The organism is Winogradskyella ouciana (assembly GCF_965284585.1).
In the GTDB taxonomy this organism is placed as follows: domain Bacteria; phylum Bacteroidota; class Bacteroidia; order Flavobacteriales; family Flavobacteriaceae; genus Winogradskyella; species Winogradskyella ouciana.
Genome location: NZ_OZ260095.1, coordinates 2,223,968 through 2,240,190, shown reverse-complemented (window position 1 = coordinate 2,240,190; position 16,223 = coordinate 2,223,968). Strand labels below are relative to the sequence as shown.

The following is a 16,223-nucleotide window of genomic DNA, read 5'->3' as shown; positions in this document are numbered from 1 at the left end:
TTAATGACTTTAACAACAGACTTTTGAATTTATAGAATATGTGAAGTCAAGCGATAACTTTGATGACTTTAGCAACTAGTACGAAAATGAAACAACCGAGAAAGTTTTGAAAACATTATCGAGGTTAAAGAAGATTAGTAAAAACTATCCAGACGGTGTGGAGATTACAGTCATTGCATATGGTAAGATTCCAATGAAAAACAAGCCATTAGAAATTATTTACAATCTAAAGGACATTAAGTCAAATAATGAATTTGGAGTGCTTTTAAATTATCGTGATGATGGTAACTTGTTAATTGATCAAATAGACTCTATAAAATTGACAGAATTGCTTAAACATACTTTAAGAAATCCACTGCCAATGCCACCAAAAAATAAAAACAAATAACATTTGCCAACAAAGAACTGAGTTAAAAACCAAGTAATTCTAAGCTATATTCCTCAATCAAACTTTCACCTAAAAAAGAACACCCACGCTTTCACGTGGGTGCTCCACTAACAAAAAAACTCAAAAAACATCATGATTTCTCATGATATCGATTAACTGTAATCAGCAGTTAATCTTCTTTGCTAGCAACCAATCAACCTAACTTAATTTGCTTCCCCACAAACTAAGTGTTGACTATCCTAAAACCTATAGCTTACCGTTCCCTTAATAAAGAAAGGTGTGCCAGGTGTAAAATGTATTTCTTCCACAGATTGTGCTTCGTTTTGTAAGCGTGACTCTGTAGCAAATTGAGTTTCGTTCCAATCCACATCAAATAGATTTTCTACAGCTAATCCTAATGTGACATTGTTTAATTGGTAATTAATATTAAAGTCCGTGACAAAGTAACCTTCGGCTACAATAGAATTGTCTTCATTGGCTGGTCGGTCATCTAAATATCTAAATCGTAATCCACCAGAAAAACCATCTAAATCGTTAACTGATAGTCCACCAGCAAGTGTAAAATCTGGTGCTAATGGGATATAGTCCTCACCATCTGGTGCGTTTATACTTCTGGCATTGGTCAATGTAGCATCGGTGTCTAAAAACAACCAATCATTCACTTGATAGCGTAAGCCTAAGTCCACTCCATAACGTCGTGTTTTACCACTAGGCTCAACTATACCTGCATCACCTACATAGACAAACTCTTGTTCTAAAAACAAGTACCATAAAGCAGAGTTCACCACCAATTTTGAAAATGGTTTCCAAACAAAGCCTAAATCCGTACCATAAGAACGTGGTAAGATATCTTCACCTTCATTGGCTACCACTACTCTAGCATCGTTGGAGTGAAATCCTAAACCAGATTTTAAGTACAACTGTAAGTTGTCTTTAGCATCGTAGTAGAAATTCAATTTTGGACTTAAAATCGTTTTATTTTCCGATTGTGTCTCGTAGTTGGTCTGCAATTGATCGTTGTACAGAAACTTAAAATAATCCAAGCGTAAGGCTGGTGCTATTTTAAACTTCCCGAAATCAAATTCAGCATTTACAAAAGCATCTATATTGGTTTGGTTGATGTCTCCAAGTTGTATGTTTTCTAAAGTTTCAGTTCTGTTTAAGGTTCTCGACAATTCTACATCATCAACAATATCGTGTCTCACACCTAAACCCGTAGTTAAATTAAATTCTGTACTGCCTAAAAACGTTGTATAATTTAAAGCGGTGTTTGCACCAAAAATGTTTCGGTCTTCCTTTTGTCTAATTTGATCACCATTTACAGGATCTTCCAAGAAAAAGGTAAAGTTAGAATACAGTTCAAACGCATAGTGCGAGTAAAAGGCGTTGGCACTCAGCTTTGTGTTTTCAGAAATGTACTTATCAAAAGTGACATTTAAATTAGTTCGCTGTGTTTCGCCACCTTCAGTATCATCTATAGCTCCAAAACGTGTAATGTTTCCATTATCGACTTCGCGCTGTGGAATCTGACCAGAAGCATCCCAACGGCTTGTAAAATGCGATGCCGTTAAGGTCAACTTATCGTTCTCTGGCGAATACATCACATATTTACCGAAGAGATTTAAACGATTGAAATTCTGTGGAGATTCAAACGGACCATCTGTAGCAATGTATTCCATAGCGACGTAGGCATTTTTGTTCTTTACATTTTCCATAAGGTCGAACAATCCAACAGTACGCAACGTATTAAACTGACCGGCTGAAAATGAAATACTACTTTCCTTTAAGTAATCCTTAGTTTTAAAGTTAACATAACCAGCAGTATTAAAATCGCCTTCTGAAGCATAGTAAGCCCCTTTACCGAAATCAATTTTATTAACTGTTTCTGGGATAACGAAGTGCAAATCACTATAGCCTTGTCCGTGTGCATGAGAAACCATATTCACAGGCATTCCGTCTACTGAGATGGAAACATCTGTACCATGATCTACATCAAAACCACGAAGAAAAATCTGTTCGGCCTTACCTCCACCAGCATGCTGGCCAATGAATAAACCTGGTACTTTTCTAAGCACTTCTTGAGATGAATTAACAGGAGTTATATTCAAGTCTAACCTCGAAATTGTACTCACCGTATTTAATTCTTCTCGTATTACCATTTCATCTAATTGAAATATTTTTTCCTCTAGTATAATCTTTACCTCATCCGTGGATTCAACTTTAACGACTTTAGTTTTATAGCCTAAAAGTCCTATTCTTAAGGAATCACCTACTTTGGTTTCCGCTATCACAAACACACCGTTTTCTGAGGTATGTGCATGACTTTGAGAATTTTGATTATATACGTAAGCCGCCTCTAATGGCTGATTGAGCTCATTTAAAACCAAGCCCTTAACATTTTGGGCTTGTACTATAACTGAAAAACAACCAAATAATAGCAGCGCTAAAATTTGTTTCTTCATAATTATAGTTGTTTGATTTTTGGTGCCATTGTAGGTCCAAGTTCATAGAGACTGGCAACCAACTCACTTTTTAATTCCTTTACTTTTTCTGTTTTGCCTACCGCTTTATAGATTTCGGCGATATGGTATAGTACTCCAGGTTCATAAGTTTGGCCTTCGACATATTCTTCAACAATAGCATTGGCTTTTTCTACATCACCTTTTTTGAAATAGCTCCAAGCCAGTAAATCATAAGATTGTGGTGTTGGTCTATTTTCTACTTCTTTTTTAGCAATTGCTAAAGCTTCCTCTGGCAATAGCATATCTTCAGCGTATAGCGTAACATTATATTTATTGTACATATCCCCGTACATTTCATTTCTTACAGCTTCTTTATAATTATTGATAGCTTCAGATTTTAACTCACTGTCATTCATAAAGTCAGCAATTTCCGCTTTCAGCAAATCATAATCTGGTGCGTGATAGTAGGTTGAAATATGATCTAATATTTTTAAGGCTTCATCCGGATTATTCTCATGTGAATATAAAATCCATGCAATTCCTTTTTTGGCATAAGCATCGTTAGGATCTAACTCCAGTGCCTTTAGGTAATGGTTATACGATTTTTTAATCTCACCTGCATGACCATAAAAATCAGCAAGATTAGTATAAGACCATTGTTTAATATCTTTAAGGTTTGAAGCTTCTGCAATAGCAGCAGCTTTTTCCATTTGTTCTATGGCACCATCTAAATTGCCTTTATGGTCTTCCCATTTGGCCGATCTAATAAGGTAGTCGAAATCAGATTTGTTCTTTATCTCTTTGAGATAAGATTCCGCATGCATATAGTTACCAAGTTCTAAGTGCACATCAAATAGCATTTTCTTGGTACTATTTAATTTTTCGCCATTCTCTTTTGCTTTTTCTAGCAGTTCTAAAGCTTCTTTGAAACGGTGCTGAGAAATGTAATTTGAAGCTAAGGCTCTATATTGCGATGCATATATGCCGTTTGTTTGCTCTATACTTTTAATAAGGTCTTTTTCTGCTTTAATCAGATAATCTATATTACCTGTAGCATTAAATATCTGTGTGTATTCTCCGGCACGTTTCACTAAGTATGGAAACTCATCCGGATTTGATTTTAACTTATCTGTCCAGAATTGTGCATTGGACATTAATTTTTCTTTATCTATTGTAGTTGACAGGTATGCTTTGTATTCTTCAGACTCAGTAACTTTATTAGAATTACAACTGAACGTCATTACTATTAAAATAAAGGGAAGTATTCTTTTTAGTATCATGATTATTGAATTTTTGAGTTTTGATTTAATATTAAAAAAATTCTGAAGTAGAAATTTTGTCCTACTTCAGAATTTCTATTTAGTATCTTACCAAGGAGATGCTAGGTAAGGGAACGATGATAAAAATGCTTTATCATTAGCGTCAACATTATCGTCTGATAATCCTGGGTTTTCAGTGAAATCTTCACCACCAAAGATTAACAATAGCTCTACTGTTATAACGTCATCAGCTAAAGCTCTACCCGTTAAAACATTAGTTCCATCAAAAAACGTTGTTGTACCGTCTAAAGAAACATTTAAAACATCAGTGGCTAATAACCCTGTAAATGCAGCTGCATCTAATCCTAATGCATTTTGGTCACCTGGATTTGCATAAGCTGGACTTAATCCGGTTAAATTAGCTTCAAACATTGCTTGAAATGAAGCATTTTGTTGTGATGGCACAGTAGTGTTAAAAGCATCTTTCATACCACTCGATACGAATACTGTATTAACAGCTGGTCTTGCCATTTGATCTTGTTGAACATAAGTCCCTGAGAAATCAGGTTCTGATGGAGGATTCATGTTACTATCGTCATCATTATTACAATTGTAAGCTGTCATTGACACTAAAATTGCAATAGCGAATAATTTTATTTTATTGAATTTCATAATTTTTAAATTTTAAATTTTTGAGTTTATTGTTTTCTTTTAGTTTCTACCCATGTGTTGATTGTCCCAGATCCACCAATTAAAGTTTTAGGAACTTCAACAACTACAGAAAGAACATTTGTACCAGCAAATGTGTCTGAACCTGGATCGTTGAAACTAGTTGCGTTACCAGCAATAATTTCACCATATTGAGCAAAATCCATAAAGAAAGGATCATCTCTTGGGCCAGCAAAAGCCATGATTCCACCAGAACTTGCTACGATAGCTGATTGTCCATAAGGTGTAATATCAACTACTGCTGTATTACTAGAGTTAGTCATAATAGTACTACTTAATCCTGCTTGAGTAGGTGAAACCGGACCGAATATATACATCTTACCATCTCGTGGAATAGCTTGTATTACTAAGTCTTCAACATTATCACCAGAAGTGTCTATGTTAAACTCAATCATTACATTTTCATCAAACGAAGCAGCTGCTGTACTACCTGGAGCTAAAAGTCCTTGTACATTAGCAACAAACGCTATGTTTGAAGAATTTGAGCCTTGAAAGGCATAAAAGTCTGTGATATCACTTGTACCACCTGAAACAGCGGGAGCATCAATGTGATCGGCTGCGATTGCAACGAATGTAGCAATACCTAATATTGCCGTTGCGATTAAAATTTTTGTTTTTTTCATAATTTTGAGATTTTGTTAATTATTTGTGTCTCTGCTCTACTTACGAAAAAATGAAAGGTGCGGTTTTGTTAATATTTTGTTAACGTGAAAATGAGGTGGGTTTTACACAATCTTGTGGATATAAGATTAACTTAGATTATATTTGGAGATACACTTTTTTAATTTTGATTATGAACCCATCAACTAGTGGTTGGATTGAAAAATTTTATTCCCAAATTTCAAAAGGCAATATTCCCTTTAAGAATTATGAAAGGCTGTACAATGGCCTAAAAGAAAACGGGTTCATTTATGGTGTTAATGTTGAAATAGTCAATACCATAGAAAAAACCCATACCTATTCTGAAGATGAACTTGCCAAAATAAATCTTTTAACTGCGCTCTATCATATATATCATTTTCAGAAGGCGAAATTTAGCAGCAATGAATTTATCACTGTGCTTCTTAATTTTTATAAAGAACTTGAAGTTTCAGATCTATCCATATGGGATAAATTGGTCATTGGGAAAAGTGAAAGCTCACTATTAGAGCGATTGATACACGACCGTATTCAAATTGATGACAACCTTCTGACTCGAAATTTCAACAAATCTATAACCAACGCTCTATTGTATGTAGATGTCCTAACTTTTGAAACGCACCTTAAAAATGACATCAACATAAAAAATTATGCGGCAAACTTAGAAAGTAAAATAGTTGGTACACTTTATCAGTCATTGAATTCTAAGAGCAAGATAACGGATCACGACAAAGAAGTCATAGAGATCATTGAAACCTCAACCTCTTATGTTGATGATGATGAAATGGATATTGAAGACCTCATCTATGATATTGAATACAACATTAACCTTCACGAAAAAAAATATCTCATAGACCTTATGTGCTTATCCATATGGGATGATGAGATACTCGAAAAATCGGAATTTAGGTTTCTTCAGAGTTTGGCAAAACGATTGGGCCTAGAAAGCAATGAAATACAAAAATCTCTTATCGATGTAGATGACTTTCATAAAAAGCATAAAAAAGAAATTCTGTTATTTCAGCAAACAAACCCAATTTCAAATTTTTATGAAAACTCATCACAATTAGTTACCAAACTACTGAAAAGAAATAGCAAACGATTGGTAAAGGAATTGAATCAAAGTAAAGATTTATTGGCACTTATTACTAAATCCACCCATACCGACCTTACCAAAGAGGAACAAAAACAAATGCAGTCCCAATTATTGGATCTCCTAAAAACTATTCCGAGTTTAGCCATCTTTATGCTACCAGGAGGTGCCATTCTATTGCCTCTATTTGCTAAGCTTATTCCAAATATGCTGCCTTCGGCTTTTGATGATAATAGAATTGAGAAATAATTATTCTAACCAGTTTTTAAAATCTTTTACACGCTCTCTGGCTACAATGATTTCTTGTTCTTTGTAATGGTTCAATTTAATCTGAAGTCTTGAGTTGGTGTAACTAATAATATCTTTGATGGCATTAATATTTACATAAAACTTACGGCTTACCCTGTAAAACACATGTGGCTCTAGCTCGTCTTCCAACTGATCTAAAGTAAGATCCAAAAGGTAATTTCTGCCTTCATTGGTGAATACATAAGTACCTTTATTTTCGCTGTAAATACATTCTATATCATCAATATTGATAAGCTTTAGGTGCTGCCCAACTTTAACAGAAAATCGCTTTTTATATTCACGTTCAATCGGGTTGACCAATAGTTTTTTAATATCATTAAAATCTAAAGTCACGGATTGCTTTTGCGGAGTCCTTCTCTTAAATTTTTCAACAGCTTTTTTTAAATCGTCTTCATCTATTGGTTTTAATAAATAGTCAATACTATTTAACTTAAAAGCCTGAAGCGCATATTCATCATAGGCTGTGGTGAATATTACTGCCGAATTAATATCTATAGCTTCAAAAATCTCAAAAGACAACCCATCACTAAGCTGAATATCCAAAAAAATTAAATCTGGGTGCTCATTATTCTGAAACCACTCAATGGATTCCTCTACGGAATGTAACATGGTTTCCGCTTCAACATCCAATGATTTTAGCATACGCTGTAAACGTCTTGCCGATGGTTTTTCGTCTTCAATAATTATAATATTCATTTTTTGAGATTTAATTTTTTAGCTTCTTTATTAATAATCCTACTTCCGATGAAAGCCGTTATAAATGTTGCTAAGGCTACCATCCACCAAAAGTCTTTCATATTATCTACAAAACGTGTCCCTACCTCTGCCCAAAAGGCACAGTATAGGCCTACAACCGACCAACTCATAAAATAGAAATGATAGGCAAACCAGTTTTTTCCTCTTTTAAGCGTTGGAATCATGCCTCCTAAGATGCTCACTAAACTTACGATAGCAAAAAAATGAAATAGGCTAAAACTTCCAAAATTCATAATGAAGAAAGCACTAATATTCAATAACAACATAGATAGCACATAAATATAACCTGTACGCTTATGAAAAATGGTTCCCTTAATGTTTACCAAAACTATAGTACCAGTTATCATTGCTATTACAGCGGTTATAAAATGAAACCAACCGATATTACTATGTATAATGTCGTTAAGGTAATTCATTCCCACATTTTCTTTTCCGTTTCCTCTTTTGGTGCAAATTTTCTCAACTTTTTATCCTCCCAGTTTTTGTTGAATAGTGTCCAGTCCTTAAATACCTTAAAGCCATGGATTACAATAAAAACCGTCCAAGCCACTATAATAGATAAATTAAGACTTATGATATTATTCTTATAAGAGCCTTCAACTATGTATAGGTTATAGCTCAGTAAGGCTACAAACACAATGTATGCAGCAAGATGGATGTAAAACAGCTTTAGCAGTCTTACTTTTTTCTTGGCTTGTAGAATGCGTTGTTCCTTATCTTCTGGTATTTCCATGGTTTTATTTATTAACTGATTACTGAAAACTGCAGACCGCAAACTGAACCTACTCCCAATTCCGTTCCTCCTTATCCATAAACTCTTTCATTTTTCGTTTTTCCCAGTCCTTGCCGAAAAAGAAATCGGGACCAAAAACACCAATAAAATGAAAGAACAATCCAATACCCCAAAATACAGCTGTGGCATAAGGTCCAAAACCTCTAAATCCTTGATCTGAGTTGAGGCCAATCAACAATATCAAAAAAATATTGACAACAAGATAAACCGCAAAATGCCAGTAAAATCCAACTAATGCATCTACTTTCTTCTTGGCGCGCAGATACGCTTCTTCTTTTCTAAAATCCGAAACCTTTTCTTTTTCCTCATATGGTTCTAAACTGTACTTTTCCATCACTTTGATTTTTTATTCTTTAGAATTATTAGATAATTCCTTGTTCATTAATTCTTCTATTTTTCGTTCTTCCCATTTTAATCCAAATTTCAGGGATATAAAATGCATAATCAGAACAATTCCCCAGATAAACCAGGTTATAAACACATCCAAACTCAACAGCTCACCAATAAAAGATTCCCATGTATCAAGGTTATCAGAAACCTTGAAACCCGTAATCATTAAGTTTACTACAATGTAAATTCCTAAGTGCGTATAAAATGCCTTTTCCTTTTCGACCTTATTCTTGGCCTTTATATATTTTAAATCTGAATTTTTTGAGTCCATCTTATCTTTCATTTTTAATATTCCTGTTGATCTATGTTTTTACTCCTTCCCTTCGGAAAGGCTGGGATAATCCTAACTCCATCGGCTTCTTTCATCTTCCTTACGCATATACTCTTCAATTTTGCGTTCTTCCCATCTGGCACCCAAAGCACCATCATCTACATAAACCCTATACGCTTGAAACAATAAACTAATGCCCCAGCCTATCATCGGAAACCAAAACCATTGAATGGTATGTCTGGAAAATTGATACCAAATAAATACTAAAAACGGAATCACCAAGCAATAGGAAATTAAGCTATAGTAAAATGCCTTTAGCTCTTCCACACGCTTGCGTGCTCTAACATAATCGTCGTTTAGACGTTCTTGTGATTTTTGTGTTGTTCTCATGATTGATACTTGTTTTGTGAGCATAGGAATTGCAACTGCAAAATCCTTTTCTCTTTGATTGATGTAAACTTTTCGTTCAGACAGTAGTTTGTAGCGTTGTTTTATATTGTCCAATCCTACTCCACTACTCTTCTTTACAATTTGTTTGGGCTGAAGGTTGTTCATCACCACCAAGTGATTACCATCTTCATAGATTTTTATGTGCAACGGTTTGCTCGTCGTCACCATATTGTGCTTTACCGCATTCTCTAAAAGTAGCTGTAATGATAATGGAACAACTTTACTTTCAGGATTTGACGCCTTCTCCGGAATTTCAAAAATGATGCTATCCTCAAAGCGCATTTTTATAAGCGACATATAGGTTTTGGCAAAATCCAATTCCTCATCTACGGTGACCAATTCCTTGTTTTTTTGCTCCAGAACATAGCGATAGACTTTAGAAAGCGACGTTGTAAAACGCTGTGCGTTATCTGGGTTTTCTTCAATTAAACTGGTCAGTACATTTAAGCTATTAAATAGAAAATGCGGATCTAATTGGTTTTTAAGAGCATCGAACTTGGCACTTGCAGCACCAGCAATAACTTTTTGTTCCTTAATTTTATTTTTCTGGTAACGGTTGTAAAAATAAACCACATAAAAGGTGGAAATGATACTCAATGTAATCCACAGACCGAAAGAATAACCTTTCCAAGATTCATTTTCTATAAAGACTTGAAACGGCATTTTATAAATCAATACCTCTATTAAAACTCTTAGAAAGAAAATACAGATAAGCGTAATAACTGTAGCACCAGCAATACCATAGATTATACGTTTCGCAACCTCATAATCTCGAAACTCACGTTTCTTCATATAATCAAAATACTGGGTATTGGTATAACTTATAACATACGTATAGAGCTGATAGAAGAAAAAATCAATCAAAAAATCATTGATCGTATTGTAGTTAAAACCTCTGGACAATAGGTTTCCAATTACAAAAATACCGCATCCAATGAAGAATGTAACTGTTAGAAATTTAATTGACTTTGACATAATTACTTTTTATTCTTTACAAGATTCCACAACCTGCTCTGCACGCTCCTTTCCCCAATTTGGATGAAACTCCGTCTCAGGCTTAAAGGTATCAAAAAGTTCAATTGATGTTTCAATATCCTTGCAATATGGTGCAGTATCTTTACCAAAATATTTGGCACTTCCCATATCCCATTCCGCTTTACAAAAAGCTGCTCTCGGATTTTCAGGTTCTAGTTGTAAGGCTTTAGCATACAGTTCTCCTATTTTTTGGCCATATTTCATACCGTAGGTCATGCCATCAAAGGCTACCCAATTGGTTAAAACCTGTGCTTGCATTATCAATAGTTCTGCATTGTCCTCACTTTTGGTCATGGCCAAATCCAAATGTTCTTGTGCCTTGTCTAATTGTGCTTTTAAAACCGCTTCGTCTTTTTCGTTCCAGCTTTTTAGACTATTGATCTGTGCGATGTAATAGTTGGGCAACCATTCTTTATCTTCTGCTTTGGCTATACGCTCAAACATATTCTCGGCTTCGTCCCATTTATCGGCTTCCCAAAGTTCAAAGGCTTTGGTCATCCCTTTTTCAAAGTTAGTTTGTGCTTCTGTATGAGAACTCACAAGACTAACTATTAATATTACCGCGACTTTTACTATTATGTTCATAAGGTTATGTTTTTGATTTGATACAAATATCTACAGTATCTAAACATTTATAAAACAAGACTTACCGAATTGTAAAAAATTAATGACGAATTGTAATTTTTCAAAATTATTCCAAAAAATCAGTAACTTACTGAGGCCTTTCTATACATATTACTGTAACCACAATATTTAAAACCAACCAAAAATGAATAGCCGTATTCTTACCATTGCCCTTGCACTTTTTACAATAGTATCGTTTTCGCAAACCGATAAACGCCTTAAAGGCATCGAAAAACAATTTAATTCTGTTTTAGAAAGCACCAAAGCTGCAGGCTTTGCAGTTGCCATTGTAGAAGGAGATAAAATCATTTATGCCAAAGGTTTTGGTTATAGTGATTACGAAAACAAAGTACCTGTAAACGCTAACACCTTATTTGCCATTGGATCTTCTACCAAAGCATTTACTTCTGCATTATTAGGATTGCTACGTGAAGATGAAAAGCTGTCTTTTGATGACAACCCAAGAAAACATATCCCTGAATTAGAGTTTTATAATAATGATATGAATAACAACATTATCATAAAGGATTTAATGCGCCACAGTACTGGTTTACCTCGACACGATGGCTCTTGGTATTTTTTCCCAACACACAATAAGGATAGTTTATTAGCCAGAATAAAATACCAAGAACCCTTTACAGGTATACGCCAACAATGGTATTACAATAACTTTGGGTTTTTAGCGCAAGGTGTTATTACCGAAAAAATTACAGGAAAGTCGTGGGAAGAGAATATTGAAGAACACTTTTTTAAACCATTAGGTATGGATCGCTCTAACACCATCATTGATGGCATGAAAACCAGTACCAATGTAGCTTTTGGTTACACCCTGGATGTGGACAGAAACATTGAAAAAACGGACTACTACGATATTGCTGGCATGTCTCCAGCAGGAAGCATAAACAGTAGTGTTAATGATATGAGTAAATGGTTAATCACATGGATTAACGACGGCAAATACGGAGAAGCACAAATCATCCCAGAAAATTATATCAAAGAAGCTATGAGCTCCCAGATGGTAGTTTCTGGTGGTACTCCATCCAAAGACTTGCCAAATGTACAGTTTGCAAATTACGGTTATGGCTGGTTTTTACACTCTTACAAAGGCCATTATGTGGTAGAACATGGTGGCAATATTGATGGCTTTTCTGCCAATGTTGCATTTTACCCATCCGATAAATTAGGGATTGTGGTTTTAGCCAACCAAAACGGTTCTGCAGTGCCAAATTTAATAAGAAATATAGTAGCAGACCACATGCTAAAAGTAGATAAAACCGAATGGGCAAAAAAGCACAAAGAAGACACCGAAAAAGCCCTTAAAGCCATGGAGGAAGCAGAGGAAGACACCGAAGTATCTAACGTAAAAAACACCAGACCATCGCATACTTTATTAGATTATACAGGTACTTACGAGCATAAAGGTTACGGCAAGTTTGATATTATTGTAGAAAATGACTCGCTCTTTTCCGAGCTAAACGGAGAACGCATATACTTAAACCATTTCCATTACGACACCTTTGAGCTGTTAGACGTTAAAGACGGAAAAATAGATACCACAGGTATTGGCAAATCTGTAAAAATGACATTTAGCGCTAATGACGCTGGTGACATAGATTATGGTAAAATAGCTATAGAGCCAATGACAGATGCTATAGCTTTTAAGCGCACACCAAATTCTATAGATGTAGATACCGAAACCTTAGAACAATATGTTGGTAAGTACGACCTAATGGGCACGGAAATAAAAGCCTACATTAAAGACGAAAATGTACTTTACGTATTTGTACCCAACCAACCCGAATACGCACTCATCCCAACAGCTGTACATAAATTTAATTTTAAAACTTTAGAAGGCTTTAAAGTAGAGTTTATAGAAACCGATGGTAAAATAGACCAGGTAAAGTTTATACAACCCAATGGTACTTTTGTAGCCAAAAGGAAGATTGAGGAGTGATTTCTATAAGATTACGTAGTTCTACGTATATAAATGTAGAAACTTTTTTTAGTTTTATTGACTGATAAACACAAATAAAAAGTACTCATATCCCGAAAATGTATTGGGATATGACAACTTTTTGTTTGGATATAACGAGTTGGCAACAAGCTAAAAAAACATCGAACTTCAAACAAAAATACAAATTCATTTTATATATCGAGATTTATCGATATGTTTGCAGTATGAATTTGAAAACGGCAACAGAAATTGGTAAATGTTTATCGAACCAAATCAGATTTCAGATATTGGAATGGTTGAAAGAACCAGAAAAACATTTCCCACCACACGAGACATTAAAACATTTTAATGATGGAGTTTGCGTTACTTATATTCAAGAAAAAGCTGGATTATCACAATCGACTATTTCAACATATTTGACTAATATGGAGAAATGTGGACTTTTAATATCAACAAGACACGGAAAATGGTCTTATTTAAAAAGAAACGAAAAGATTATTAAACAATTTACTGACTTTTTAACTTAAAAAAATTTGTTAGAACATATCGACATTTCGCAATATAACAAACTATGAGATTATTAATTGACATTTTAGGTTGGTCAGGTTCAGGATTAATAATCCTTGCCTATGCCCTAACCCTCATTGAAAATAAAAAGTATTTAGATCATAGCAAGTATTTAAACTTACTTGGAGGTCTTTTAATAGCCATAAACTGTTATTACTATAATGCAATTCCACCATTTGTAACTAATTTACTTTGGAGTGTCATTGCAACTTTAACAATATATAAGTCAAGAAATAAAAAAGAGAAATGCAACAAGACTAAATGTTTAACTTAAAATTAAAACAATGAAAATTTTAATAATTGGAGGAAACGGAACGATAGGAAAAACTGTTGTTTCTCATTTTAAAGAAAAGAACGAAATTTTAATCGCTGGACGAACCAATGGAGACGTGACTGTTGATATTGCTGATAGTAGTTCAATAAAGTCAATGTTTGAAAAGATTGGAAAAGTGGACGCTATAACTTGTATCGCTGGAGAAGCAAAATGGGACGATTTCAATAAACTTTCTGAAGACGATTATTATATCGGACTGAAAAGCAAACTAATGGGACAAGTTAATCTTGTACGCATTGGACAGAATTATTTAAATTCAAATGGTTCCATAACTCTATCCACAGGAATTTTAGCAGATGACCCAGTTGTAAAAACAACGAGTGCTGCTATGGTAAATGGCGGAATTCATAGTTTTGTTCAAGCTGTTGCGCTTGAAATTGAAAACGGAATTAGAGTAAATGTTGTTTCTTCTGGAATGGTTGAAGATGCTTATGAAAAATACAAAGACTATTTCCCAGGACACAATCCGATACCAATGAAAAAAGTAATTAACGGATATGTAAGAAGTGTAAACGGAAAAGGAAATGGAGAAATAATTAGAATTTACGACTAAAATAAAGCCAGTTGCCAACAACGTGTAAGCGCAATAACTACTGAATTCCCTATCGGAAATTCATCCGTTTTAACTAACTTAGTTGCGTCAGTGGAAAAATACTAACACATTTTCCCGTTACTGACGCTTACACAAACTCGTTGTAGCCAATTAGAAAAATGAAATCACGAATGGCAATTGGAATAGGAATTATAATAGCAATATTCACTTTGATTTATTTTACAAAGTCGAATACCAAAACTGCACCTTCGGAATTGACAAAAACGGAATACAGAGCAAAAGGAACAATTTTCTATCACGAAGATGATTTCTGCCAAATAGAAATTGTACCAAAAGAGAACTTATCGGATTTACTAAAACAAGCGGATAACATAGCTGATTTTACTGCCGAAAAAGGATATTCGGATATCTATGTTAGAGAAGAAAACAAAGTGAGTTTAAAGAGTCGAAAAATTGAGAAAACGGAACTTGAAAAACTGTTGACTGAACTCGGAAATGAAAAACATACGGAAGTTATAACTGGATATGGAAGTGATTACCGAGTGAAAAGTGAAAACACAATCGGATATGGAAAAGAATATTCAGCAGTTTATTTCGATTTTGAGAATGATAAAGTCAAGAACATATGGATTACGAATCTATTCGGACTGAATCACGACAAAGTTGTTGACGTGCTTTCCAAAATTGGAGAAAAATGGAATTTAGTTTTGATGGACTGGAATCGTTCGGAACTGATAGACTTGTCGAATAAAAAGATGATTAATAAATATATAAAATAATAGATACAAACTTAGGATGGCTATAATTCATTGCGGTTGAATGATACTCATGTACTATTCCATAATGAAACCAAAGTCAAAAACGTGAAAAACAAAAAAGACCATCCTCACAGATGGTCTTTATAAATATTATAAAATGCTTTGCTTAAAACATCTCTCTACCAGAGAAATGAAAAGCACCTTCAATAGCTGCATTGTCATCACTATCACTTCCGTGAACAGCGTTTTCGCCAATAGAAGCCGCATATAATTTACGGATAGTACCTTCTGCTGCATCAGCAGGATTGGTAGCACCAATTAAGGTTCTAAAATCTTCAACAGCGTTGTCTTTTTCTAAAATCGCTGCAACGATAGGTCCACGAGTCATATATTCTACCAATTCACCAAAAAATGGACGTTCTTTGTGAATGCCATAAAATTCTTCAGCATCAGCTGTAGTCATTTGGGTTAACTTCATTGCTACGATTCTAAATCCTGAAGCTGTAATTTTTTCTAATATTGCGCCAATGTGTCCTTTTTCAACAGCATCTGGCTTTAACATTGTAAATGTTCTGTTAGTTGCCATGTATTATTTTTTTATTGAGGTGCAAAAGTAATGTATTTCTTTAATTTATCAAGAGGTTCAAATATTAAATTAATGTCAGGCTGAGCATTACTGAGGAGCAAATAAATTTTGCTTCGAAAGTACCCAAGTGAAGCTTGTCGAAGCCCTTCAACATTAAGTATTCTATTTCATTGACACTTCGACTGCGCTCAGTGTGTCATAATTGTAATGACAGGATTCTTAATTTCATATTAAAACATTTAACCAAACCTCTAAAAATCGTAAATTCGCAAC

General features: G+C 34.4%; 19 protein-coding genes. 7 read left to right on the top strand and 12 right to left on the bottom strand.

Features of this window, described 5'->3' with window-relative positions; all coding sequences use genetic code 11:
* Positions 1-106: 106 nt before the first annotated feature.
* Entirely contained in the window at positions 107-388 is a 282-nt protein-coding gene (locus ACQ65V_RS09860) for a hypothetical protein (protein ID WP_430467771.1), read from the top strand.
* Between the two features lie 239 nt (positions 389-627).
* Here the strand turns inward: ACQ65V_RS09860 and ACQ65V_RS09855 are convergent, their stop codons facing one another.
* The 4 genes from ACQ65V_RS09855 to ACQ65V_RS09840 form a co-directional block, all read right to left on the bottom strand.
* Positions 628-2,850 (bottom strand): TonB-dependent receptor domain-containing protein, encoded by a 2,223-nt coding sequence (locus ACQ65V_RS09855; RefSeq protein ID WP_430467770.1) that lies wholly within the window; start codon positions 2,848-2,850, stop codon positions 628-630.
* 2 nt (positions 2,851-2,852) lie between these two features.
* Positions 2,853-4,130, bottom strand: a complete 1,278-nt coding sequence (locus ACQ65V_RS09850) for a tetratricopeptide repeat protein (protein ID WP_430467769.1) — start codon at positions 4,128-4,130, stop codon at positions 2,853-2,855.
* 87 nt (positions 4,131-4,217) lie between these two features.
* Positions 4,218-4,781 (bottom strand): DUF4331 family protein, encoded by a 564-nt coding sequence (locus tag ACQ65V_RS09845; RefSeq protein ID WP_155089690.1) that lies wholly within the window; start codon positions 4,779-4,781, stop codon positions 4,218-4,220.
* Between the two features lie 26 nt (positions 4,782-4,807).
* Positions 4,808-5,461, bottom strand: coding sequence for a DUF4331 family protein (locus ACQ65V_RS09840; protein WP_155089689.1), 654 nt, complete (start codon positions 5,459-5,461; stop codon positions 4,808-4,810).
* Positions 5,462-5,631: 170 nt separating this feature from the next.
* Here ACQ65V_RS09840 and ACQ65V_RS09835 point away from each other — a divergent pair, with 170 nt between their 5' ends.
* Entirely contained in the window at positions 5,632-6,819 is a 1,188-nt protein-coding gene (locus ACQ65V_RS09835) for an LETM1-related biofilm-associated protein (protein ID WP_430467768.1), read from the top strand.
* Here the strand turns inward: ACQ65V_RS09835 and ACQ65V_RS09830 are convergent, their stop codons facing one another.
* Genes ACQ65V_RS09830 through ACQ65V_RS09800 form a run of 7 tightly spaced genes read right to left on the bottom strand, consistent with a single transcriptional unit; the run spans position 6,820 to position 11,159 of the window.
* Entirely contained in the window at positions 6,820-7,575 is a 756-nt protein-coding gene (locus tag ACQ65V_RS09830) for a LytR/AlgR family response regulator transcription factor (protein WP_430467767.1), read from the bottom strand.
* Positions 7,572-8,051, bottom strand: a complete 480-nt coding sequence (locus ACQ65V_RS09825) for a DUF2306 domain-containing protein (protein WP_273293031.1) — start codon at positions 8,049-8,051, stop codon at positions 7,572-7,574. Before ACQ65V_RS09825 ends, ACQ65V_RS09830 begins: the two co-directional genes overlap by 4 nt.
* Positions 8,048-8,368 carry a 2TM domain-containing protein gene (locus ACQ65V_RS09820; RefSeq protein ID WP_430467766.1) on the bottom strand — a complete coding sequence of 107 codons (321 nt, stop codon included), beginning with the start codon at positions 8,366-8,368 and terminating at the stop codon, positions 8,048-8,050. Before ACQ65V_RS09820 ends, ACQ65V_RS09825 begins: the two co-directional genes overlap by 4 nt.
* Before the next feature lie 49 nt (positions 8,369-8,417).
* The gene (locus tag ACQ65V_RS09815; RefSeq protein WP_273293035.1) at positions 8,418-8,762 is read right to left on the bottom strand and encodes a 2TM domain-containing protein; all 345 of its coding nucleotides are present in this window, start codon (positions 8,760-8,762) and stop codon (positions 8,418-8,420) included.
* 12 nt (positions 8,763-8,774) lie between these two features.
* The gene (locus ACQ65V_RS09810) at positions 8,775-9,101 is read right to left on the bottom strand and encodes a 2TM domain-containing protein (protein WP_430467765.1); all 327 of its coding nucleotides are present in this window, start codon (positions 9,099-9,101) and stop codon (positions 8,775-8,777) included.
* Between the two features lie 60 nt (positions 9,102-9,161).
* Positions 9,162-10,514 (bottom strand): histidine kinase, encoded by a 1,353-nt coding sequence (locus ACQ65V_RS09805; RefSeq protein ID WP_430467764.1) that lies wholly within the window; start codon positions 10,512-10,514, stop codon positions 9,162-9,164.
* A 9-nt stretch (positions 10,515-10,523) separates the two neighbouring features.
* Positions 10,524-11,159: a tetratricopeptide repeat protein gene (locus ACQ65V_RS09800; RefSeq protein WP_430467763.1), complete on the bottom strand. Its 636-nt coding sequence runs from the start codon at positions 11,157-11,159 to the stop codon at positions 10,524-10,526.
* Positions 11,160-11,343: 184 nt separating this feature from the next.
* Between ACQ65V_RS09800 and ACQ65V_RS09795 the strand changes: the two genes are divergently transcribed.
* The 5 genes from ACQ65V_RS09795 to ACQ65V_RS09775 all read left to right on the top strand — a co-directional run bounded on the left by ACQ65V_RS09795 (position 11,344) and on the right by ACQ65V_RS09775 (position 15,385).
* Positions 11,344-13,152 (top strand): serine hydrolase, encoded by a 1,809-nt coding sequence (locus tag ACQ65V_RS09795; RefSeq protein ID WP_430467762.1) that lies wholly within the window; start codon positions 11,344-11,346, stop codon positions 13,150-13,152.
* A gap of 224 nt (positions 13,153-13,376) precedes the next feature.
* Entirely contained in the window at positions 13,377-13,679 is a 303-nt protein-coding gene (locus ACQ65V_RS09790; protein ID WP_430467761.1) for an ArsR/SmtB family transcription factor, read from the top strand.
* Positions 13,680-13,723: 44 nt separating this feature from the next.
* Complete coding sequence (locus ACQ65V_RS09785; protein ID WP_430467760.1) at positions 13,724-13,993, top strand: CBU_0592 family membrane protein; 270 nt, start codon at positions 13,724-13,726, stop codon at positions 13,991-13,993.
* A gap of 10 nt (positions 13,994-14,003) precedes the next feature.
* Entirely contained in the window at positions 14,004-14,606 is a 603-nt protein-coding gene (locus tag ACQ65V_RS09780) for a short chain dehydrogenase (RefSeq protein ID WP_430467759.1), read from the top strand.
* Positions 14,607-14,776: 170 nt separating this feature from the next.
* On the top strand, positions 14,777-15,385 hold the full coding sequence (locus ACQ65V_RS09775; RefSeq protein WP_430467758.1) for a hypothetical protein: 609 nt from the start codon (positions 14,777-14,779) through the stop codon (positions 15,383-15,385).
* Positions 15,386-15,530: 145 nt separating this feature from the next.
* Here ACQ65V_RS09775 and ACQ65V_RS09770 read toward each other — a convergent pair whose 3' ends face one another.
* Positions 15,531-15,950, bottom strand: a complete 420-nt coding sequence (locus tag ACQ65V_RS09770) for a nucleoside-diphosphate kinase (RefSeq protein WP_185789413.1) — start codon at positions 15,948-15,950, stop codon at positions 15,531-15,533.
* Between the last annotated feature and the right edge of the window lie 273 nt (positions 15,951-16,223).

Excerpts from the sequence above, each read along its gene's own strand:
- ACQ65V_RS09840 (WP_155089689.1), bottom strand. The coding sequence starts at position 5,461 with ATGAAAAAAACAAAAATTTTAATCGCAACGGCAATATTAGGTATTGCT.
- ACQ65V_RS09795 (WP_430467762.1), top strand. The coding sequence starts at position 11,344 with ATGAATAGCCGTATTCTTACCATTGCCCTTGCACTTTTTACAATAGTA.
- ACQ65V_RS09825 (WP_273293031.1), bottom strand. The coding sequence starts at position 8,051 with ATGAATTACCTTAACGACATTATACATAGTAATATCGGTTGGTTTCAT.
- ACQ65V_RS09775 (WP_430467758.1), top strand. The coding sequence starts at position 14,777 with ATGGCAATTGGAATAGGAATTATAATAGCAATATTCACTTTGATTTAT.
- ACQ65V_RS09850 (WP_430467769.1), bottom strand. The coding sequence starts at position 4,130 with ATGATACTAAAAAGAATACTTCCCTTTATTTTAATAGTAATGACGTTC.
- ACQ65V_RS09810 (WP_430467765.1), bottom strand. The coding sequence starts at position 9,101 with ATGAAAGATAAGATGGACTCAAAAAATTCAGATTTAAAATATATAAAG.
- ACQ65V_RS09835 (WP_430467768.1), top strand. The coding sequence starts at position 5,632 with ATGAACCCATCAACTAGTGGTTGGATTGAAAAATTTTATTCCCAAATT.
- ACQ65V_RS09780 (WP_430467759.1), top strand. The coding sequence starts at position 14,004 with ATGAAAATTTTAATAATTGGAGGAAACGGAACGATAGGAAAAACTGTT.
- ACQ65V_RS09790 (WP_430467761.1), top strand. The coding sequence starts at position 13,377 with ATGAATTTGAAAACGGCAACAGAAATTGGTAAATGTTTATCGAACCAA.
- ACQ65V_RS09785 (WP_430467760.1), top strand. The coding sequence starts at position 13,724 with ATGAGATTATTAATTGACATTTTAGGTTGGTCAGGTTCAGGATTAATA.
- ACQ65V_RS09800 (WP_430467763.1), bottom strand. The coding sequence starts at position 11,159 with ATGAACATAATAGTAAAAGTCGCGGTAATATTAATAGTTAGTCTTGTG.
- ACQ65V_RS09805 (WP_430467764.1), bottom strand. The coding sequence starts at position 10,514 with ATGTCAAAGTCAATTAAATTTCTAACAGTTACATTCTTCATTGGATGC.
- ACQ65V_RS09845 (WP_155089690.1), bottom strand. The coding sequence starts at position 4,781 with ATGAAATTCAATAAAATAAAATTATTCGCTATTGCAATTTTAGTGTCA.
- ACQ65V_RS09855 (WP_430467770.1), bottom strand. The coding sequence starts at position 2,850 with ATGAAGAAACAAATTTTAGCGCTGCTATTATTTGGTTGTTTTTCAGTT.
- ACQ65V_RS09820 (WP_430467766.1), bottom strand. The coding sequence starts at position 8,368 with ATGGAAATACCAGAAGATAAGGAACAACGCATTCTACAAGCCAAGAAA.
- ACQ65V_RS09815 (WP_273293035.1), bottom strand. The coding sequence starts at position 8,762 with ATGGAAAAGTACAGTTTAGAACCATATGAGGAAAAAGAAAAGGTTTCG.
- ACQ65V_RS09830 (WP_430467767.1), bottom strand. The coding sequence starts at position 7,575 with ATGAATATTATAATTATTGAAGACGAAAAACCATCGGCAAGACGTTTA.
- ACQ65V_RS09770 (WP_185789413.1), bottom strand. The coding sequence starts at position 15,950 with ATGGCAACTAACAGAACATTTACAATGTTAAAGCCAGATGCTGTTGAA.